Annotated in this window: 19 protein-coding genes and 1 tRNA gene; 13 read left to right on the top strand and 7 right to left on the bottom strand. The window is 74.1% G+C overall.

Annotated elements, in window-relative coordinates; translation table 11 throughout:
* The first annotated feature begins 136 nt into the window (after window positions 1–136).
* Complete coding sequence (locus BJ981_RS09780; protein WP_184610115.1) at window positions 137–571, top strand: hypothetical protein; 435 nt, start codon at window positions 137–139, stop codon at window positions 569–571.
* A gap of 121 nt (window positions 572–692) precedes the next feature.
* Here the strand turns inward: BJ981_RS09780 and BJ981_RS09775 are convergent, their stop codons facing one another.
* Window positions 693–1,622, bottom strand: coding sequence for a methyltransferase domain-containing protein (locus tag BJ981_RS09775; protein WP_184610113.1), 930 nt, complete (start codon window positions 1,620–1,622; stop codon window positions 693–695).
* Between the two features lie 421 nt (window positions 1,623–2,043).
* Between BJ981_RS09775 and BJ981_RS09770 the strand changes: the two genes are divergently transcribed.
* Both BJ981_RS09770 and BJ981_RS09765 read left to right on the top strand, forming a co-directional pair.
* Window positions 2,044–2,937: a DMT family transporter gene (locus BJ981_RS09770; protein WP_184610111.1), complete on the top strand. Its 894-nt coding sequence runs from the start codon at window positions 2,044–2,046 to the stop codon at window positions 2,935–2,937.
* Window positions 2,934–3,812: a DMT family transporter gene (locus tag BJ981_RS09765; RefSeq protein WP_184610110.1), complete on the top strand. Its 879-nt coding sequence runs from the start codon at window positions 2,934–2,936 to the stop codon at window positions 3,810–3,812. Before BJ981_RS09770 ends, BJ981_RS09765 begins: the two co-directional genes overlap by 4 nt.
* Here the strand turns inward: BJ981_RS09765 and BJ981_RS09760 are convergent.
* The gene (locus tag BJ981_RS09760; protein ID WP_239139672.1) at window positions 3,724–4,860 is read right to left on the bottom strand and encodes an MGDG synthase family glycosyltransferase; all 1,137 of its coding nucleotides are present in this window, start codon (window positions 4,858–4,860) and stop codon (window positions 3,724–3,726) included. The two genes, BJ981_RS09765 and BJ981_RS09760, sit on opposite strands and share 89 nt — an antisense overlap.
* On the opposite strand from BJ981_RS09760, the gene BJ981_RS09755 reads away from it, so the two are divergent.
* The 8 genes from BJ981_RS09755 to hpnH all read left to right on the top strand — a co-directional run bounded on the left by BJ981_RS09755 (window position 4,854) and on the right by hpnH (window position 13,552).
* The gene (locus tag BJ981_RS09755) at window positions 4,854–5,636 is read left to right on the top strand and encodes a polysaccharide deacetylase family protein (RefSeq protein WP_239139673.1); all 783 of its coding nucleotides are present in this window, start codon (window positions 4,854–4,856) and stop codon (window positions 5,634–5,636) included. The genes BJ981_RS09760 and BJ981_RS09755 overlap by 7 nt on opposite strands.
* Before the next feature lie 130 nt (window positions 5,637–5,766).
* Window positions 5,767–6,690, top strand: a complete 924-nt coding sequence (hpnC, locus tag BJ981_RS37450; protein ID WP_311745344.1) for a squalene synthase HpnC — start codon at window positions 5,767–5,769, stop codon at window positions 6,688–6,690.
* Between the two features lie 3 nt (window positions 6,691–6,693).
* On the top strand, window positions 6,694–7,551 hold the full coding sequence (hpnD, locus tag BJ981_RS37445) for a presqualene diphosphate synthase HpnD (protein WP_204070651.1): 858 nt from the start codon (window positions 6,694–6,696) through the stop codon (window positions 7,549–7,551).
* Window positions 7,548–8,870, top strand: a complete 1,323-nt coding sequence (gene hpnE, locus BJ981_RS09745) for a hydroxysqualene dehydroxylase HpnE (RefSeq protein WP_184610108.1) — start codon at window positions 7,548–7,550, stop codon at window positions 8,868–8,870. The genes hpnD and hpnE overlap by 4 nt, the downstream gene beginning before the upstream one ends.
* The gene (locus BJ981_RS09740; protein ID WP_184610106.1) at window positions 8,867–9,880 is read left to right on the top strand and encodes a polyprenyl synthetase family protein; all 1,014 of its coding nucleotides are present in this window, start codon (window positions 8,867–8,869) and stop codon (window positions 9,878–9,880) included. The genes hpnE and BJ981_RS09740 overlap by 4 nt, the downstream gene beginning before the upstream one ends.
* A complete protein-coding gene (gene shc, locus BJ981_RS09735; RefSeq protein WP_184610104.1) occupies window positions 9,880–11,844 on the top strand; it encodes a squalene--hopene cyclase in 1,965 nt (654 codons plus the stop codon). Before BJ981_RS09740 ends, shc begins: the two co-directional genes overlap by 1 nt.
* On the top strand, window positions 11,841–12,551 hold the full coding sequence (locus BJ981_RS09730) for a phosphorylase family protein (protein WP_184610102.1): 711 nt from the start codon (window positions 11,841–11,843) through the stop codon (window positions 12,549–12,551). Before shc ends, BJ981_RS09730 begins: the two co-directional genes overlap by 4 nt.
* Window positions 12,548–13,552: an adenosyl-hopene transferase HpnH gene (hpnH, locus tag BJ981_RS09725; protein ID WP_184610100.1), complete on the top strand. Its 1,005-nt coding sequence runs from the start codon at window positions 12,548–12,550 to the stop codon at window positions 13,550–13,552. The genes BJ981_RS09730 and hpnH overlap by 4 nt, the downstream gene beginning before the upstream one ends.
* Before the next feature lie 101 nt (window positions 13,553–13,653).
* Here the strand turns inward: hpnH and BJ981_RS09720 are convergent, their stop codons facing one another.
* Window positions 13,654–14,391: an SDR family NAD(P)-dependent oxidoreductase gene (locus BJ981_RS09720; RefSeq protein ID WP_184610098.1), complete on the bottom strand. Its 738-nt coding sequence runs from the start codon at window positions 14,389–14,391 to the stop codon at window positions 13,654–13,656.
* 53 nt (window positions 14,392–14,444) lie between these two features.
* On the opposite strand from BJ981_RS09720, the gene BJ981_RS09715 reads away from it, so the two are divergent.
* Entirely contained in the window at window positions 14,445–15,062 is a 618-nt protein-coding gene (locus BJ981_RS09715) for an alpha/beta fold hydrolase (protein WP_184610096.1), read from the top strand.
* Window positions 15,063–15,131: 69 nt separating this feature from the next.
* Here BJ981_RS09715 and BJ981_RS09710 read toward each other — a convergent pair whose 3' ends face one another.
* Window positions 15,132–15,587 carry a DoxX family membrane protein gene (locus tag BJ981_RS09710; RefSeq protein WP_184610094.1) on the bottom strand — a complete coding sequence of 152 codons (456 nt, stop codon included), beginning with the start codon at window positions 15,585–15,587 and terminating at the stop codon, window positions 15,132–15,134.
* A 760-nt stretch (window positions 15,588–16,347) separates the two neighbouring features.
* Here BJ981_RS09710 and BJ981_RS09705 point away from each other — a divergent pair.
* Window positions 16,348–16,422, top strand: a tRNA-Cys gene (locus BJ981_RS09705).
* Between the two features lie 40 nt (window positions 16,423–16,462).
* On the opposite strand, the gene BJ981_RS09700 is transcribed toward BJ981_RS09705, so the two are convergent.
* From BJ981_RS09700 to BJ981_RS09690, 3 genes are all read right to left on the bottom strand, one after another.
* Entirely contained in the window at window positions 16,463–17,170 is a 708-nt protein-coding gene (locus BJ981_RS09700) for an RraA family protein (RefSeq protein WP_184610092.1), read from the bottom strand.
* A 34-nt stretch (window positions 17,171–17,204) separates the two neighbouring features.
* Window positions 17,205–17,843, bottom strand: coding sequence for a maleylpyruvate isomerase N-terminal domain-containing protein (locus BJ981_RS09695; protein WP_184610090.1), 639 nt, complete (start codon window positions 17,841–17,843; stop codon window positions 17,205–17,207).
* A gap of 136 nt (window positions 17,844–17,979) precedes the next feature.
* Window positions 17,980–20,352 (bottom strand): NACHT domain-containing protein, encoded by a 2,373-nt coding sequence (locus BJ981_RS09690; RefSeq protein ID WP_184610088.1) that lies wholly within the window; start codon window positions 20,350–20,352, stop codon window positions 17,980–17,982.
* Window positions 20,353–20,389: the final 37 nt, after the last annotated feature.

Genomic DNA, 20,389 nt, shown 5'->3' with positions numbered 1-20,389 from the left:
GGCCGAGATGGCCTTGTCATGGTTCATGGCTGGATCGTGAAGATGTCATGGATTGACCGGGTATGTTGACATCATCAACTGAGTCAAGGCAACACGAGTCTGGTAATCGGCGGATGCAGCACTTAGCGTTTCATCTATGAGCGATCTGTCACCGATGGGGCAGGCGTTGGCGGAGGACGTCTACCTCATTTTACGACTGGTCGGACTTCCGCGTTATACCACTGGATGTTCCAGTGGATTCGATGCTCACCTCGACCACGACGTGGTCCGGGTGATCTGGCGTGTGAACGACTGCGCGAAAACGGCGCTCGGCGCGTTGACGACCCGTTTCCAGAACGGGAGCCAGTCGATTAACTCGCTGGAGCGTCATGTCGTCGTTTCGATGCACCGGACGATAGCCGAAATCCTTCTGGAACTCGGCTACACCCTCATGGTCCTGGAGCCGCCCCCCGAGGAGGAAACACCACCATCCATATCCGTGATCGACGGTCCCAACGTCGCCGAGGCGATCCGCGCGGCGATTCCCGGTGAGATCAGTTCCCTTCCGCAGGACGACGGCGAGCCGGCCTAGCGGGAACGGCGGAACGCACGTCGCGGCGACGCCCGGATACACGGCCCGGCGCGGCGCGGCGGCGTGCGCACCGCCCCGCCGGAATTGCGACTACCTGAGCAATTCCGGCTGTTTCCCGAGGTCAACGCGCGAGGCCGGGCGTTCCGCACCCCGCCGCCGGCCGTTTCTCGCCGACGGCCACCAGCGCCACCCGGGGAACCTCCGCCACCCAGTCCGAGCCGTCCCGGAAGACGGCCGGCCCCACCGTGTCCAGCAGGTGACCGGACAACAGGGCGCGCGCCTCGGCGGCCGAGCCCTTGCGCAGGACGAGCGGGTCGTGGACGCGGTGCACCCTGATCGCGTGAAGGCCGCTGAGCGCGAGGCACCGCTCCATGTCGGCGGCGGTGAAACGCGGGTGGCCCGCCGCGACCGGGCGGCGCGCGCCCCCGGACGGCGTGAGGGGGGCGCCCTCCTCGAAATCGTGGATGACCAGCCTGCCGCCGGGGCGCAGGACCCGGGCGGCCTCCTGGCAGACGAGCAACCGGTCCGCCTCGGGGATCCGGCGCGTGCCGTACGCCAGGAGCACCGCGTCGACGGCCTCGTCCCGGATGAACAGGAACCGCGCCCGCTGGCGCACGGCCGGAAGGCCCGCGCGCAGCGCCTCGATCACCATCTCGCCCGCCACGTCGCTGGTGATCACGGCGTGCCCGGCCTGGGGAGCCATGGTCGCGAAGACCTGGGCGAGCACGCCGTCCCCGCCGAGCGGGTCGAGGACGTTCCAGCCGCGCGGGACGCGCTCGGGGGACGTGACGCCCGCGGCGAGCGTGAACAGCGCGCGCATTCCGCGGGCCCCGGCCATCGGGTCGCGCCGGGCGTGGCGCTGGAGGTCCGCCCTGGCGTTCGCGCCGCCGCGGGCCGGCCGCGGCAGGGATCCGAGCGCGTCGGCGCCGCCCGTCCTGTCGAACCAGAGCACGCGGGCGAAGGCGGGAAAGCGGTCCTCGATGAAATCGAGATAATCTCCGAGGGAGAGACCGGGAAGATAGGGCCGTCGCCGTAACGCCTTGGTGGTCACGAGCTTTCCCTGTTATTCAAGCCCGATATGACGAACACTTCCTATCAGCCTGTCGAGTGACGTGTCAACGCCGGTGATCTGGGAATAAGGCCGTGTGTCGCGGGGAGTGGATCAAGGCCGTGCGGGCGCTTCCCGGCATGTCCTGCGCGTTCCTGATATCGATCTCAGGAAATGTCCGGTATGTGCGTGAGGAATGTCTGCCGATACCGGTCATGAACCTTCGGAAGCGGGCCTTCCACGGGCCGAATTACGGAACGGCCGCCTCGGCGGGCGGGTCCGCCGGCCGGCGCGGGCCGCACGGCACGGTCCGCGACACCCTCGCCCGTGGTGACCGGCCCGGCCTGACAAGGTCACGCCGGGTGCATCGCATACTCTGACCAGGGCGGATACCGCTGGGAGCGTGTATCGGAGGGAGGCTCACGTGATCGTCTGGCTTTCCCTGGCCGCGGCCTGCCTGATCGGCCTCGGCTTCGTCGCGCAGCAGCACGCCGCCTACACCGAGCCGTTGAGCGAAGTGCTGCACCCGCGCCTGATCCTCGACCTGCTGCACAAGCCCCTGTGGCTCGCGGGCATCGGCCTGATGTTCTGCGGCCAGGTCCTCGGCGCGATCGCGCTCGGCCGGGCCAGCGTCTCGTGGGTGGAGCCGCTCCTGGCCACGAACCTGCTGTTCGCGCTCATCGCCGCGCACGTGGTCTACAAGCAGCACTTCAACCTCGCCGAATGGCTCGGCGCGGTGCTGGTGTGCGGCGGGGTGGCCCTGTTCCTCTTCTTCGGCCGGCCGCAGGAGGCCAAGGTCGCCGACCCCGCCGACCCCCTGTCCTGGCGCTGGCTCGCGATGATCCCCGCCGCCGCGCTGTCCGCCCTGCTCGTCGTGATCGCGGTCCGGGCGTCCCTGCAGGTCAAGGCCATGCTGCTCGCCGCCGCCGCGGGGGTTCTCTACGGCATGCAGGACGTGCTCACGCACAGCGCGCTCGCCGTGTTCGGCGGCGGGTTCGGCGCGCTGCTGCGGACCTGGCAGCCGTACGCCGTACCCGGCGTCGCGGTGGTCGGGCTGTTCCTCAACCAGAGCGCGTTCGACGCCGCTCCGCTGCGCGTCTCGCTGCCGGCCACCACCGCCGCCGAGCCGGTCACCGGGATCGTCCTCGGCATCGTGGTCTTCTCCGAGCGCTTGCAGGTGTCGGCCGCCGCGCTCGCGGCGGAGGTGGTGGGATTGATCGCGATGGTCACGGGCATCCTGCTCCTCGGCCGGTCGCCGTTCCTCGCCAAACCGGGGGAAGCGGGGCACCCGCGGCACGCCCGGCGGCGACACTCATGATCGCGGTGATCTTCGCCGTCATCGCGGCGGCGAGCAACGCGTTCGCCTCGGTGCTGCAGCGCCGCGCGGCGCGCGAGGTGCCCGAGCAGAAGGCGTTCCGCCTCGCCCTGGTCCTCGACCTGATCCGCCGCCCGGTGTGGCTCCTCGGCATCGTCGCGCTGATCTCCGGGTTCGTCTTCCAGGCCGCCGCCCTGTCGAGGGGCGCGCTCGCGCTGGTCCAGCCCACGCTCGTGGTCGAGCTGCCGTTCACGATGCTCCTCATCGCCTGGATGTTCGGCATCAACCTGGACACGCGCTCGTGGCTGGCGGTGGCCCTGATGACCGTCGGCCTGGTGACGTTCCTGGCGAGCGCCGCGCCGGGCCCGGGCCATCACGCGCCGGACTCGGCGCGCTGGCTGACGACGACCTTCATCACCGTGGGCGCCGTCATCGGGCTCGTCATGGTGGCGCGGCTCATGCCCGGCGTCGGACGGGCCGTCGCGCTCGGCATCGCCACCGGCATCGGGTTCGCGTTCACGGCCACGTTCATGAAGGAGAGCACCACCATCTTCGACACCGACGCCGGGGTCCTGTTCCGCTCCTGGGAGCTGTACGCGATGGTGTTCACGGGGCTCTGCAGCCTGTTCCTGCTGCAGAACACGCTGCAGAGCGGGCCGCTGGTCGCCGCCCAGCCGGCGCTCACCATCAGCGACCCGGTGTCGAGCATCCTGTACGGCACCCTGCTGTTCGGCGAGTACGTCAGGACCGGGGCGTGGATTCTCCTGGAGGCGGCCGGCATCGCCCTGATCATCTACGGGAGCTACCTTCTGTCCAAGTCGCCCCCCATCCGGGCGCAGGCGCAGGCGGCGAGACGGCAGGCGCGGGAAGGGGCATGATCAGGGACTCCGCGGACGGCGAGCCGAACAGGGCCAGCGCGCGCTCCCGCCGGTCCCCGAGGTCGTCGAGGGCGCGCAGGAGGTCCGCGCCGCGGCGGGCGTGAGCGCTCACCCCCGCCCGCGCCGCCGTCAGCGCGCTGGCGCGGCCGTGCCCGGCGATCGGCAGGTACGAGACCACGGGCAGCCCGGCCGCGAACGCCTCCTGGCACGTCAGCCCGGCCGCGTTGTCGACGAGCGCGTACGCGGCCGCCATGAGCGCGGGCAGGTCGTCGCGCCAGCCGAGCGCGATGCCCGCGCCGCCCGCCGCCAGCCGCCGGCGCAGGGCGGCGTTGCCCCCGCACAGGACCACCGGCGTGTACCTCCCCGAACGCGCCAGCAGCCGCGCCGTCCGCTCCACCCGGCCGACCCCCCACGAACCACTGGAGACCAGCACCAGCCGATCCCCTTCCCGGGCGCCGATCCGCCCCCACACCCCATCCGGCTCCGCACCCCCCGTGGCCACGTGCCGGAACCTCGGGCGCACGACCGGGGCGCAGGGGTACGCGGGCCTGCCGGTCGCGGCCGTGACGGGTCCGGCCGCGGCGGGGTCCGGGCACAGGTACCGGTCGTTGCCCGGGTGCAGCCACATCCGGTGTACGGCGAAGTCGGTGAGCAGCACCGTGCTGCGCGCCCGCAGCAGGCCCCGCTCGCGCAGCAGCCCCGCCATCTGGGCGGCCAGGTGGAAGGTCGAGACGACCTCGTCGCAGCCGCGCATACCCGGCAGGCGCAGCAGCCGCGCCGCGCCGAGGCCGGCGAGCGGCGAGGACGAGGGGCCCTGTTTGCCGGCGAAGAAGACCTGGTAGATGACCTCGTAGAGCCAGGGAGCCCGCCTGATCGCCCACTGGTACCAGCCGCGCAGCAGCGGCCCGAGCCGGAACGGCAGCACCTGGAGGACATCGATGACCTCGACCTCGGCCCCGCGCGCGGCGAGCCGCCCGGCCAGCTCCACGGCGACCCCGTCATGGCCCGCGCCCATGCCCGCGCTCAGGATCACCACCCGCCGTGTCACGGCGCACCCCGCCTGACCCGGCGCTCCCCGGCGGGACGGGACCGGCCGCCGTCCGGGCCGTGCTGGCGCTGGGCGGGGCGGTCGCCGTGTACGCCGCGCCCGCGGCGACGTGGCTGCCCGGCGTCCGCCGGCTGCTGCCCGGGCTCGCGGGGGTCGGCGCGGCCGGGCGCGTCGCGCTGACCTTCGACGACGGCCCCGACCCCGCCTCCACGCCGCGCTTCCTCGACGAGTTGCGGCGGCTCGGCTGCCTGGCCACGTTCTTCGTGCTCGGCGAGATGCTCGAACGCCACCCCGAGCTGGGGCGGCGCGCCGTCGCCGAGGGGCACGAGATCGCCGTGCACGGCTGGCGTCACCACAACGCCCTCGTCACGCGGCCGGGCCGCGCCGCGCGTGAGATCGCCGACGCGTGCGCGCTGGTCCGCGCGGTCACCGGCGCCCGTCCGGCCTGGTACCGGCCGCCGTACGGCGTGCTCAGCGCCGAGACGCTGGCCGCGGCGCGGGCGTGCGGGCTGCGCCCGGTGCTGTGGACGGCATGGGGCCGGGACTGGACGGCCACGGCGAGCCCGGACTCGGTGCTGGCCGCGCTGACCCCCGGCCTGCGGGGCGGCGCCACCCTGCTGCTGCACGACTCCGATCACACCTCGGCCCCCGGGTCCTGGCGGGCGGCGCTCGGCGCGCTGCCCGAGCTGGTGGGCCGCTGCCGCTCCCTGGGGCTTCGCCCCGGGCCGCTGCGCGACCACGGCGTCGTACGCCGTCACGGCCGTGCTCCACGGTGACCGTTGCCGTCACTCCTCTCCAGGTCCCCGTTTCCCTAAAGGCGTGATCGTGCCAACGCTCCCCCTGGGAACGACAGGCCGCGCCGCCCCTTTACCGGCGCCCCGGCCCCATTTCTGCGGCCCGTAAAATATGTCGCAGCGAGAGGCAATGGCTGCCCGTGAGCAGGCATTTCCTCGTTTGATGACGTCTGCGGGCGGAAATTCCGTAGCGGTGTCAGCGCGGCAGGACGGCAAACTCGACGTCGTATCGGGGGTCACCGGTGAAAATTTTCCGGTGGCCTTACGGTTACTGCCGCGCGCGTGTCGCGGGCACCTTCTCGCGGTTTACGGATTCGCACGTTTCGTCGATGACGCGGGCGACGAGGCAAAGCCCGGCGATCGGATGTGGCTGCTCGACCTCGTCGATTCCGACCTGGACCGCCTCTACACGGGCGCGACCCCCTGCCTTCAGGCCGTCCGCGCCCTCGCGCCCACCGTGACGGCGTGCGCGATCCCCGCCGAGCCGCTCAGGAAGCTGGTGCGGGCCAACCGGCGCGACCAGGTCGTCACCCGCTACGACACCTTCGAGGAGCTGCTCGGCTACTGCGAACTGTCGGCCAACCCCGTCGGGCACCTCGTGCTGCACGTCTTCGGCCAGGCCACGCCGGAGCGCATGGCGCTGGCGGACCGGGTGTGCTCGGCGCTGCAGGTCGTCGAGCACTGCCAGGACGTCGGCGAGGACTTCGGGCGCGGGCGCGTCTACCTGCCCGCCAAGGACCTGCACGAGCACGGCTGCGCCGAGGCGGACCTGGCCGGGCCCACCACCCCGCGGGCGCTGCGCCGGGTCCTCGCCGTGCAGACGTCCCGGGCCGCGCGGCTGCTGGACGAAGGCCGTCCGCTGGTCGCCGCGCTCACCGGGCACGCGCGCCCCGCCGTGGCCGGCTACATCGCGGGCGGCCTCGCCACGATCGCGGCGCTGCGCCGCGCCGACCACGACGTGCTCGGCCACGCCGTGCGCCCGCGCCGCGCCCGATGGCTGGCGTCCTGGCTCCGACTACTAGCGAAGGAGAGGTGAGGGGTGAGCGTCGCCCTCGCGTACCGCCGCTGCGAGCGGATCGTCCGCGTGCAGGCCAGGAACTTCTCCTACGGCATCCGCCTGCTGCCCGCCCCCAAGCGCCGGGCGCTCAGCGCCGTGTACGCCTTCGCCCGCCGCATCGACGACATCGGCGACGCCGACGGCCCCGCCGCCGAGCGCCTGGCCCGCCTGTCCGAGGCGCGCGCCGCGATCCGGGCGGCACACCCCGGCCAGGAGGATCTGGTGCTGGTGGCGCTGCTGGACGCGGCCCGGCGCTTCCCGATCCCGCTGCGGGCGTTCGAGGAGCTGATCGACGGCTGCGCCGCCGACGTGCGCGGCACGACCTACGAGGGCTTCGACGACCTGCTCACCTACTGCCGGTGCGTCGCCGGGTCCGTCGGGCGGCTGTCGCTCGGCGTCTTCGGCGCCGAGGACCAGGAGGCGGCCACGCCGCTCGCGGACGCGCTCGGCGTGGCGTTGCAGATCACCAACATCCTGCGGGACGTCCGCGAGGACCGGCTGGCCGGGCGCGTGTACCTGCCCGCCGAGGACCTCGAACGCTTCGGCTGCACGCTCGCCCTGGACTCCTCCGGCGCGTTCACCGACCCGCCGCACCGCCTGGCCGCGCTGATCCGCTTCGAGGCGGGCCGGGCCCGCGACTGGTACCACCGCGGCATGCGGCTGCTGCCCCTGCTCGACCGGCGCAGCGCCGCCTGCACCGCCGCCATGGCCGGCATCTACCGCACCCTGCTCGAACGCATCGCGGCCCATCCCACGCAGGCGGTGGCGAGCAGGTCCTCGCTGCCGGCCTGGGAGAAGGCGATGGTGGCGGCGCGGGCGCTCGCCGGAGCCGGCCGATGAGGCCGGTCGCGATCGTCGGCGGCGGCCTGGCGGGCATCGCCGCCGCCGTGGCCCTCGGCGAGGCGGGGCTTCCCGTGACGCTGTACGAGGCGCGTCCCCGGCTGGGCGGCGCCACCCACTCCTTCCCGCGCGACGGGCTCACCGTGGACAACGGCCAGCACGTGTTCCTGCGCTGCTGCACCGCCTACCGGGGCCTGCTCGGCCGCATCGCCGCCCCCGGCGACGTCCACCTGCAGGACCGCTTCGACGTCCGCGTCCTCACCCCGTCCGGGCGCGCGGGACGGCTGCGCCGCGCCGTGCTTCCCGGCCCCTTCCACCTGGCCCCCGCGATCGCGGCGTACGGGATCCTGCGGCCGGCCGACCGGCTGCGCGCCCTGCGCGCGTCCGTCGCGCTGACCCGCCTGGACCCGTCCGACCCGGCGCTGGACAGGGTCACCCTCGGCGCCTGGCTCGCCGGCCACGGCCAGCGCGCCCGCGCCCGGGAGGCGCTCTGGGACCTGTTCACGGTGGCGGCGCTGAACGTCCCGAGCGAGGAGGCGTCGCTGGCCCCGGCGGTCAAGGTGTTCAGGACCGCCCTGCTCGGCCGGGCCGGCGCGGCCGACATCGGCGTGCCCGCCGTCCCTCTCGGCGAGCTGCACGGCACGCGCGCCATGGCCGCCATCGCCGCGCGCGGCGGCGAGGTGCGCCTGTCGGCCAAGGTCACGGCCGTCGAGCCCGGCCTCGCGCTCGTCGTGGGCGGCGAGAGGGTCGCCGCGTCCGCCGTCATCGTCGCCACGCCGCACGAGCAGGCCGCCAAGCTGACCCCGCACGAGGCCGCGCCCGACCGGGACGACTGGCACGGCCTCGGCGCCAGCCCCATCGTCAACGTGCACGCCGTCTTCGACCGGCGGATCACCGACCTGCCGTTCGCCGCCGTCGTCGACTCCCCGGTGCAGTGGATCTTCGACAAGACCCGCGCCGCCGGGCTGACCCGCGGCCAGTACCTCGCCGTCTCGGTCTCCGCCGCCGCCCGCTGGATCGACGCGCCGGTCGCCAAGCTCCAGGCCGAGTTCGTCCCCGCCCTCGAACAGCTCTTCCCCGCACGGCGCGACGCGCGGCTCGTCGACTTCTTCGTCACCCGCGAGCGCCGCGCCACCTTCCGCCAGAGCCCTGGCAGCGGATCTCTCCGCCCGCGGGCCGCCACCCGGTGGCCCGGCCTCTACCTCGCCGGCGCGTGGACGAACACGGGCTGGCCCGACACCATGGAGGGCGCCGTGCGCAGCGGACTCGACGCGGCCCGCCTCGTCAGGCGGCATCTACGGCAGTGGGTCCCCTCGTGACCCCGGTGGTCCCGGCGGCGGTGGAGGCCGCGCGCGGGCTGGTCGAGCCGGTGCTGCGGGAGGCGGTCGCGCGGCTGGACCCGATCACGGCCCGGGTCGCCGCCTACCACCTGGGCTGGGCGGACGCCTCCGGGCGCGCGGCCTCCCACGGCGGGAAGGCGCTGCGGCCCGCGCTCGCCGTCCTGTCGGCCAGGGCCGCGGGCGGCGACGCCGCGCGGGGGGCCGTGGCCGGGGCCGCGGTGGAGCTCGTGCACGCGTTCTCGCTGCTCCACGACGACATCATGGACGGCGACCGCACCCGCAGGCACCGCCCCGCCGCGTGGACGGTGTTCGGCGAGGCCGAGGCGATCCTCGCGGGCGACGCCCTGCTCGCGCTGGCCGGGGAGGTGCTGGTCGAACAGGACGCCCCGGGCTTCGTGGGCGCGGCCCGCGTGCTCGGCCGCGCCACCCGCGGTCTCATCGCCGGGCAGGGGCTGGACCTGGCGTTCGAGCGGCGCGACGACGTGTCCCTGGAGGAGTGCCTGGAGATGTCGGCGCGCAAGACCGGCGACCTGCTGGCGTGCGCCTGCGCCGTCGGCGCCACCGCCGTGGGGGGCCCGGCGCCGCTGGTGTCGGCGCTGGCCGCGTTCGGCGCGGAGGCGGGCCTGGCCTTCCAGCTCGCCGACGACCTGCTCGGCATCTGGGGCAGCCCCGCGGCGACCGGCAAGCCGGTGCTGTCGGACCTGCGGGCCCGCAAGAAGAGCCTGCCCATCGTCGCCGCCCTTACCGGCGGCGCCCCGGCGGCCGCCCACCTGGCCCGCCTGTTCGCCCGGCCCGGCCCCCTCTCCGAGGAGGACCTGCGGACCGCGGCGCGCCTGGTCGAGGAGGCGGGCGGCAGGGACTGGGCCGAGACCGAGGCCAAACACCGGCTCGACGCCGCCGGACGCCACCTCGCCGACGCGGGCATGCCCTCCGACGTCCGCGCCGACTTCCTGGACATCGTCCTGTTCCTCACCGGCAGGGACCGCTGATGACCACCGTCGACGTCGACCTGCCCGCTTCCAGCGCCGGGCTCGCCCTCGGCGCGGCCTGCGACCACCTGATCGGCCTGCGCTCGCCGCAGGGATGGTGGAAGGGCGAGTTGCAGACCAACGTGACCATGGACGCCGAGGACCTGCTGCTGCGGGAGTTCCTCGGCATCCGCGGCGAGCAGGACACCGCGGAGGCGGCGCGGTGGATCCGCGCCGAGCAGCGCGCCGACGGCACCTGGGCCAACTTCCACGGCGCCCCGCCCGACCTGTCCACCACGGTCGAGGCGTACGCCGCGCTGCGCCTCGCGGGCGACCCGCCCGAGGCCCCGCACATGCGCGCCGCCGCCGCCTACGTCCTGCGCTCGGGCGGCATCGAGGCGACCCGCGTGTTCACCCGCGTCTGGCTGGCCCTGTTCGGGCTGTGGCGGTGGGAGGACCTGCCCGCGCTGCCGCCGGAGCTCGTGTACCTGCCGCCGTGGTTCCCGCTCAACGTGTACGACTGGGGGTGCTGGGCCCGGCAGACCATCGTCCCGCTCACCATCGTCCGCGCGCACCGGCCCGTGCGCCCCCTCCCGTTCGGCCTGGACGAGCTGCGTGCCGGACGGCCCGTGCGGCGGAAGGCGCGCACGGGCCGGGCCGCCGCGTTCGCCGCGCTGGACCACGTGCTGCGCCGGTACGAGCGGGCGCCTTTCAAGGGCGCGCGCCGGGCGGCGCTGCGGCGCGCCGCCGAGTGGATCGTGGCCCGGCAGGAGCCGGACGGCTCCTGGGGTGGCATCCAGCCGCCGTGGGTGTACTCGCTGATCGCGCTCAACCTGTCCGGATACGACGTCGACCACCCCGTCATGCGAAGGGGCATCCAGGGGCTGGACCGGTTCACGATCAGGGACGGCAAGGGGCGCAGGCTGGAGGCGTGCCAGTCCCCGGTCTGGGACACCGCGCTCGCGGTCAACGCGCTGCTGGACGCCGGCGTCCCCGCCGACGACCCGGTCATCGTCCAGGCCGCGGACTGGCTGATCGGTGAAGAGGTCAAAGGGCCGGGCGACTGGGCCGTGCGGCGGCCGGGACTGCCACCCGGCGGGTGGGCCTTCGAGTTCGACAACGACGGCTACCCCGACACCGACGACACCGCCGAGGTCGTCCTCGCCCTGCGCCGCACCCGGCGTCCCGGCGGGCGCGAGGCCGTCGACCGCGGGGTGCGGTGGATGGCGGGCATGGTGTCCCGGGACGGCGGCTTCGCGGCCTTCGACGCCGACAACACCCGCGAGCTCATCAGGCGGCTGCCGTTCTGCGACTTCGGCGCGGTCATCGACCCGCCGTCCGCCGACGTCACCGCGCACGTCGTCGAGGCGCTCGCCCACGAGGGGTACACGCGGACCCGGCTGATGCGGCGCGCGGTCGTCTGGCTGCTCAAGGCGCAGGAGGCGGACGGCTCCTGGTTCGGACGCTGGGGCGCCAACCACGTGTACGGCACGGGCGCCGTGGTCCCGGCGCTGGTCGCGGCCGGTGTGCGCCCGGAGAGCGCCTGCGTGCGGCGCGCGGTCGCCTGGCTGCGCGACCACCAGAACGAGGACGGTGGCTGGGGGGAGGACCTGCGCTCCTACGACGACCCGGCCTGGATCGGGCGCGGCGCCTCCACCGCGTCGCAGACCGCCTGGGCGCTGCTCGCCCTGCTCGCCGCGGGAGACCGCTCCGAGGCCGTGGACCGGGGCGTGCGGTGGCTCGTGGAGACCCAGCGGCCGGACGGCACCTGGGACGAGCCGTACTTCACCGGAACCGGGTTCCCCGGCGACTTCTACATCAACTACCACCTCTACCGGCTCGTCTTCCCGATCACCGCGCTCGGCCGCTACCTGTCCGCCCGCGAACGGGACGGCGCCCTGGCCGCCGCCGGCGGGGACGACCACCTCGCCGCGCGCGAGGGGGACGGCGTCCTGGCCGCCCGTGAGGGGGACGGCGCTCCATGACCCGTCTCCTGATCTGTGCCGCGCTCGCCCTCGAAGCCAGGGCCCTGCGCCACGGTCTCGCCGCCGCGCCCCCGGCGGGCGTGGAGGCGCGCGTGATCAGGACCGGCATGGGCCCGCGGCGCGCCGCACGCGCCGGGTGCCTGCTGCCGCCGTACGACGCGCTGGCCGTGGCCGGTTTCGGCGGCGCGCTCGACGCGGCGCTGCGGCCCGGGGACGTGGTGGTGGCCGACGAGGTGCGGTTCGGCGCGCGCGCCCACCCCTGCGCGTCCGCGTCCCTGCTGGCCGGGGAACTCACGCGGGCCGGGCTGCGCGTCCGCGTCGGGCCGTTGCTGACCATCGGCCACGTGGTGCGCGAGACCGAACGCCGCCGCCTCGCCGCGACCCGCCGCCCGGGCCCCGTGCCCGGCCCCCGCGGGGCCTCCTCACCCGGCCGGGACGTGGCCCTCGCCGTGGACATGGAGTCCGGGCCCCTCACCGAGGCGGCCGGGGGACGCCCGGTGGCCGCGGTGCGCGTCGTCGTGGACGGCCCGGGGACGCCGCTGCTCGGCCTCGCCACCCTCCGCGCGGGCCTCACCGCGCGCCGCGCGCTCCGCCTCGCCGGCCCCGCCCTCACCCGTTGGGCGCGCGCCGTGGAACAGACGGGGCCTCGGCCCGGCAGGACCGAGGACGACATCCGGATCCCGCCTCCCGGGGAGGTGCTGTCATGACGATCCCACTTCGCCAGAGCCTGGCCGTCGGCGGCTACATACTTCGTCAGAAGTTGCGGCGGCGCGGCAAGTTCCCGCTCCTGGTCGAGCTGGAGCCGCTGTTCGCCTGCAACCTGGCGTGCGCGGGCTGCGGCAAGATCCAGCATCCCGCCGACGTGCTGAAGCGGCGCATGCCCGTCGAGCAGGCCGTCGCGGCCGTCGAGGAGAGCGGCGCGCCCATGGTCTCCATCGCGGGCGGCGAACCGCTCATGCACCCCCAGATCGGGGAGATGGTGCGCCGGCTCGTCGAGCGCAAGAAGTACGTCTACCTGTGCACCAACGCCGTGCTGATCCCGAGGAAGATCGACCAGTTCACGCCGTCGCGGTACTTCGCCTGGACCGTCCACATCGACGGCCTGCGCGAGCGCCACGACGCGTCGGTGTGCAAGCAGGGCGTCTTCGACGAGGCGGTGGCCGCCGTCCGCGAATGCCGGCGCCGCGGCTTCCGGGTCACGACGAACACCACCTTCTACAGCGGCGACTCCCCGCAGACCGTCATCGACGTGCTCAACTACCTCAACGACGACCTGGCCGTGGACCAGATGATGATCTCCCCGGCCTACGCCTACGAGAAGGCCCCGGACCAGGAGCACTTCCTCGGCGTGACGGAGATCCGCGCCCTGTTCAGGAAGGCGTTCGCGGGCGGCAACCGCCGCAGGTGGCGTTTCAACCACTCGCCGCTGTTCCTGGACTTCCTCGAAGGGAAGGTCGACTTCCCCTGCACCGCCTGGGCCATACCGTCGTACTCGCTGTTCGGCTGGCAGCGCCCGTGCTACCTGATGTCGGACGGCTACGCCCGCACGTACCGGGAGCTGCTGGAGGAGACCGACTGGGACGCCTACGGCCGGGGCCGCGACCCGCGCTGCGCCAACTGCATGGCCCACTGCGGCTACGAGCCCACCGCCATCTTCGCCACCCTCGGCTCCCTGAAGGAATCACTCCGCGCCATCCACGCCCGCTGAATGGCAGGTCGTGGCGGGCACGTCGTGGCGGGCCGGTCTTTCCTGCCGGTCTCGCCGCCGGATCCTCGTGCTGGTCTTGGTGGGCCGGACCCGCCGCCTGGTCACCCGAGGCGTCCGGCGAGCCCCCGGTACAGGCCGGGCAGGGAGCCCCGCAGCCGCGCCGGGACCCTGAGCCAGGCGGGGACGTACGACTCGGCGCGCCCGCGTTCGACGGCCCTCAGGACGCAGCGCGCCACGCGTTCCGGGGGGATCGGCGGCGGCCACCGGCGGTCGTAGGGGGCGCCGCGCCGCAGGAAGAACGGGGTGTCCACCACGCCGGGAACGATCACCGACACCCCGACGCCCGGCACCGCGCGCAGCTCCTGCCGCAGCGCCTCCGCGAACACCAGGAGCCCGGCCTTCGCCGCCGAGTACACCGCCTCGCGCCCGACCCCGACCGCGCCCGCGATCGACGCGATGAAGACGACGTGTCCCCGCCCGGCCTCGACCATCCGGGGCAGCAGGAGCCGCGTCAGATGGATGGGCGCCGCCAGGTTGACCGCCACCAGCTCGTCCACCCGATCCGGCGGCATCTCCACCAAGGCCCCCGCCCATCCCGCCCCGGCGTTGTTGACGAGCACGTCCACATTCCCGGCACACCCGGCGAGCAGCTCGCCGTCCGCCGTGACGTCGGAGACGACGGCCAGCCCCCCGGTCCGCGCGGCCACGGCCTCCAGCCGCCCCCGATCCCGCCCGGCGACCACCACCTTGGCCCCGGCCCCGGCCATCGCCTGCGCGACCGCCGCGCCGACCCCGGACGATCCCCCCGTGATCAGCACCCGCGCCCCGGCCACCCTCATGACCGCAGGCTAACGGCCATCTCCCCTGATCAACGGCATCGGACGCGCGTGGCGTGGCTCCTCGCCTTCGCAGCGGGGCGCAGGCCGTCGTCCCGGGCGACTTCGTGCTCGTCGCGCACAGCATGGGCGGGCTGGTGGCCCGCCGCGCCGCGGAGCGCCTGGGGCCCCGGCTGCGGGGATTGCTGCTGGCCGACGCCCTGCCGGAGACCGCACCGGTGTACGACACCTGGGACGAGACCACCAAGAAGATCGACCGCATGCTGGCCGTGACGCAGACGCTCAGCCGTTTCCCGCCCCTGGCCCGGCTGTTCAGCGGCAACGTCCGGCGCCTGTTCTCCGCCGGCACCTACCGGACCATGCTCGCCGAGGACTTCACCCCCGCCGGGATCGCGCAGACCCGCGAGGAGATCCGGGCGGTCGCCGCCGCCGTCCCGCGGTTCCGCGCCCAGCCGCCCGCGCTCCCGAAATGCCCGGCGATCGTGCTGTCGGTGACCCGCGCCGCCCGGGGACGGGAGCGTCAGCACGCCGCCATTCGCGAGCACCAGCGCCGCTACGCCGAGAGCCTGCCCGACGGGCGCCACGAGGAGGTCGACTCGGGGCACCTGCTCCAGGCCGAACGGCCGGACCTCGTCGCCGGCCGGGTCCGCCGGCTCCTCGGCCACGACCTGTGATCGTCAGGCCGCCGCGCGGGACGACGTGCGCGATGCCGCGCGGCGGCGGGTCCGATGGGAAGGCGGAGGTCAGGGCTCGATGGGGTCGCCGGCGCCGGTCCGGGAGGGGAGGGTGGCGGCCACGAGGAGGGTGGCGGCGATCAGGACCACGTTCTTGACGACGAACTCCCCCTCCATGGTGAGCATGAGGATGTTGCCGCCCTTGAACGCGGTGTCGGGGCGGACCACCAGGACGAGGAACGTCCCGGCCAGGTGGCATAAGAGCGCGATCAGGACCGGGCGCAGCCACCTGTTGAGAATCAACAGGACGCCGACGGCGATCTCGAAGGCGCCGAGCGCGGGCACCAGGATCGACGCCGGGATGGGGACGAAGGACAGCGTGTCGGCGACCAGGGCGCCCACGGGGGTGGCGTTCGCGACCTTCAGCGCGCCGAACCAGAGGAACACCAGGCCGAGGGCCCATCGCATCAGGTCGGGGGCGCGCCTGCGCAGCAGGGCGACGAGGGCGGCCTCGATACCGGCCATTGGCTGCTGGGGCGGTCTGCGCCGACGGTTCACGGTTGACATCGCGGTCTCCTTCGCGTGTCGCGCCCGCACGTGCCCGTGTCCCGCCGTGGCGAGCATGAGCGGGAGGTGGGTCGAGGTGGGCGCCGCGATCGGAAGAGGCCTCATCGCGCCTGGTCCCCTCGACGACGCTCAACTTTCTTTTAGGAAAGTTTCCTAAGAGTTGTTTTGATCGTAGCTTTACCCCTGATTTGTCACAAGACCTCACATCGTGGTCGGATGCCGCGGCCGGGCGGGCCCTCGGCTCCTCGGAGGCCGCGGTGGATCCGAGGGCGTGGCGCGGGCCGTCGCCGGTGTGCCGGGCGGGGCGGCGGGGCCGGCGCGCGGCGGGAGGAAATCAATCGGGATAAGGGTCAATTCGTGGTCGAGATTGACTGCGTTGATATCCGTGCCTAGTATTGATTTCGCATGGAGCGGCCGGGCCTGAGTTCGCGGCCCCGCTCCCCGGATGAGACGGCAGGAGCCAGATGATGGGTACGAGGACGGCGGTCATGAAGCCGCACGCCGCCCATGGCGCGAGCCTCTCGTCCTGTTGTTGTCGCGCCTAGTCGCGCGTCTTCCCAGCTCACTTCACCCTTCGGTGCTCACGGGCGGTCTATCCGCGCGGCGTGGCGCCAGGTGTCCCCTTTTTCATTCGGTCCATGAAATGGTCTGAATTACTACGCCGGAAACGCTTTCCTGCATTCCTGCGATTTCAGGTCTCGCGCAGGATTTCCAGCATGGCCGTGTGCCCGAGTGGCTCAGGGAACCGCCTGCAAAGCGGTGTACGCCGGTTCGATTCCGGTCACGGCCTCCAAACGGCGGGGCGGCCCCGTACGGGACCGCCCCGCCGTCCGTCACTCCTCGATGGCCCCGCCCACGGCACGCAGGTGCTCGCGGAAGGTCAGGGCCGGGTTCTCCCTGCGCCGTTCCAGGAAGAGATCGAAACGCACCTGCTCGCGCAGCGAGGAGCCGGCGCGGATCCGCTCGGCCTGACGGCGCTCGGTGTCGCGGATCCCCTCCGCGAGCGTGAGCAACTCGCCGACCCGGTCCGCGGGGACGAACAGCACGCCGTCGTCGTCGCCGAGCGCCACGTCCGCGCGGCCCACCGTCCACTCGCCGACGGTCGCCGACTCCAGCGCGTCCTCCGGCCGCGCGTCGAGCTTCAGCGGCCCCGTCGAGGTCGCGCCGATGCTGAAGACCGGCAGGCCGATCGCCAGGATGTCGGCCGTGTCGCGGTGCAGGCCCCAGATCACGATGCCGTCCAGCCCGGCCGCCCGCGCCTCCAGCACGACCAGGTCGCCGACGCACGCCTCGTCCACGCGCCCGCCGTTGTCGACGACCAGCACGTCCCCGGGCGCGGCCTCATGGAACGCCTCCAGGAAGACGTCCACGCTGCCGGCGTGCCGCGCGGGCGCCACCCGTCCCGCCAGCCGCGTCCCGGGCAGCACCGGGCGCACCGGCGCGGGGGCGCAGCGCACCGGAACCTCGGCGCGGATGCACGCGTCCGCGAGGTGAGCCGTGGTCAGCGTGGCGAAACGTCCGCGAAGCTCCGCATGATCCATGATGTGTCCCCTTCCTCGGTGGTCCCTGGACGGCTCAGAACGCGGCGATGGTGGCGGGGGCGCGCTCGGCGCGGCTGAAGGCGCGCAGCACGTTCGTCGGGCCGTGGCGGCGCACGGCCAGGCGCGACAGCAGGTCCACCACCGTGTCCACGGCGGTCTGCGGGATCGGCGGGGTGGGCACGCCCACGCTGACGGCCAGGTCGTCGGAGTGGACGGCCAGCTCCATCATGCGCGTGACCAGCAGGTCGTCCAGCAGCAGCGACCACGGCCCCCACAGCGGGACGCGGACCGGCCGGTTCTCCGCGCGCGGCAGCCCGTCCGACAGCTCCGCCACGGTGGCGTCCACGAGCGCCGCCAGCGCCTCCGGCCCGTCGGCGGCGACCTGCTCGGCGCCCTCCCGGATGCGGACGTTGAAGTCGTCGTCAACGGGCTTGCCGACCCACTCCGCGCGGCCGTAGTGGTCCAGAAGGGAGATGGTCGGCTCCTGCGGGACAGGGGAGTCCAGGATCCGGGAGATGATCAGGATCTGGTAGGCCAGGTGGCCGGCGAGCCCGCTCACGCGGAACTCCGCCAACGCGCTCGGCTTCTCCCAGGCGGCGGCCACCGCGGGGTCGCGCAGCAGGTTCGCCGCCGCGCGGGCCGTTGCAAGATAGTCGTCCTTGATAGCGGTCATCGCGTTCTCCTTGTGAGAATCTCGCCCATGAGCCGTCCGACGGCCGTCCGGACCGGTCCGGCCGGACGTCCCGGGCTCTACATTCCCACAGCCGCACGGCCCTGGGAGCCCCGGTTTCGGCCCGCGCCGCGGGCGGTCACCTGTTCCGCGCCAGCCAGCTCTGCAGCTCGCGGTGGCGGAACTGGTACGCCGTGCCCGCGGTGCGTAGCAGGCCCGCCGCGCACGCCCACCGGCAGAACGACGCCACCCGCCACGGCAGCCGTCCGCGCAGCGCGGCCAAGGGGACGGCGATCGCGTACCTGGCCGCCGTGCCTCCTGCCATCAGCCCGATGGCGATCCCGACGAACAGTCCGGTCCGCAGCCCGAGGGCGGGCCCGCCGATCACACCCGCGATGCCGCCGAGCACGACGCCGAACGCCAGCCCCGCCGCCACCCCCGCCCGCAGGTCGTCGCGGATGGCGCGCTGCGGCGAGTCCAGGTCGGCCCACGACTCCCACGCCCGCCGCCTGTCGTCCAGGCCCACGAAGAACCACCCCGCGGCCCCGCTGAACAGCATGATCGACACCACCACGGCCAGCGCCGTCTTCAGCCCCGTGCCGATCCCGGGCTGGAGCCACAGGCCCGCCTGGCCGTCGCTGCGCGCGATCCCGCCCGCCCCCGTGGTGAGCGCCATGGGCAGCGCGCACATCAGCCCGCCCATGAGCCCGAGGCCGAGACCCGCGTCCATCCCCTGCCTGCGGTCGTGGAAGGAGACCTTCGCCCGGGTGCGCACGCTCGGCGGCCTCCACCACACGCCGAAGACCGGCGCGACGGCCGCGACCGCGAAGCCGGTCAGCAGGAGCCCGACGGCCTGCCAGGCGGCGGGCATCCACTGCCCGTGCGCCAGGTGGGACACCCACGCCGTGACGTCGCCGAAGGACGTCAGCCCTGTCACCGTGGCGCCCGCCGCCAGCATGGCCGCGACGGCCAGCCCCGCGTGGACCAGGCGCGGCGCGAGCGAGCCGCCCATCGGCCACAGCAGGTGCGGCACGATGTCCACCGCCGACATCTCGGTGGGCGCCAGGCGCGGGTCCGGCTCCGGCGCGGAGCTCTCGGACGGGACCGGCACGATGAAGCTCATGTCCCCGGCGAACGCGTACGGCGCCATGGGGACGGCGCGGCGCGGCTCAGGCGGCTCAGGGGCGGGCGGGTGGCGGCCGGCGTACCCGTCCTGCCAGTCCAGGTGGCGCGCGAGGTGGGCCAGCCAGCGTTCGACCTGCTCGGGACGGTGGCGTCCGCCCGCGGCGCGCACCGCGGCGGGGACGAACGCGGCGAGCAGCGCGGGCTCCGGCGTGGCGCCGTCCGCGCGGCCGGCGCCGCCGCGGAGCAGTCCGGCCGCGACGGCGGGATCGGCCTCGATGGCGGTGGCGGCCAGCATCATCCGCCACGGCGTGGCCAGCAGCCGCCTCAGGCCGTCGTCCTTCTCCAAGGCCGCCAGCAGGGGCTCCCAGGCGCGCCGTGCCTTCGGCAGCCGGCCCCGGTACCGCTCGGTGAGGTAGCCGGTGATCTGCTGGACGGTGAGCGGGCGGATGGCCACCGTGCGGGCACGGTCCAGCGTCACCTCGTGCCGGTCCAGGTCGGCGTGGCGGCCCGGCCGGGTGGTCACGACCACGGGCGCGTACGTGTGCTCCTCGGCGGCGTAGAAGGTGTTCAGCGCGGCCAGCAGGGCCGCCGCCCGGCGCGGCGCGGTCCTGGCGTCCTGCGCGGACGGCTCGGGGTCCATCTCGTCCAGGCCGTCCAGCACGGGCAGGATCCGCCGCTCCTCGACCAGCCGCGTCGCGTCCGCGGCGGACAGGCCGTACGCCTTGACCTGGTCGGCGAGCCAGTCCGATAACGGCCGGTCGGTGGTCCAGGACGCGGCGCTCAGCCGCACCGGCACGGGATCCTTCGCGTCCGGGTCGTCCATGATGGCCTTGGCCCGGCGCATCACCAGGTGGATCGCCAGAATCGTCTTGCCCGAGCCCTTGTCGCCCACGATGACGAGCCGGCCGTCGGACAGGCCGTCGTAGAAGCCGGTGATGTCCTCCAGCGTTCCCGCCGCGCCGTCGCCCTCCTCGTCCGTGGTCTCCCGCCAGGACAGCAGCCGCACGGCCGTCTGCCACGTGCGCCGCGCCAGGCCGTCGGCGAGCCCTCCCGGCGGTTCGCCGTCGAGGGCGTCGAAGGCGACGTCGGCGGCGGGGACGACGGGGCCGAGCAGCGCGTCGCGTGCCGCCTTCTCCTGCCGGTGGACCCGCCGGGCCAGCCTCACGTGCGCCGGAGCCCTCGCCTCCTCGCCGCGCCGCGCCGGGTCGAAGCGGGGGAAGACCAGCATGGTGAGGGCGGTGCCCGCCAGGGAGAAGGCCATCGCGACCACGCCCCAGTGACGGCTCCACTCGCGGCCGTCGAAGACCTGGTTCGCCGCGACGCTGCACAGCACCGAGAACAGCGAGATGGCGACGACCAGCAGTGACGCCCTCGCCCAGCGCTTCACTCGCCCAGCCCCCCGCCGTCGCGGCCGCGGCCGCGCG

Origin of the sequence: Sphaerisporangium krabiense, from assembly GCF_014200435.1 — a bacterium.
GTDB lineage: Bacteria > Actinomycetota > Actinomycetes > Streptosporangiales > Streptosporangiaceae > Sphaerisporangium > Sphaerisporangium krabiense.
Note: the sequence above shows the minus strand (reverse complement) of the source record. Positions and strands in the feature narration are given on the sequence as shown.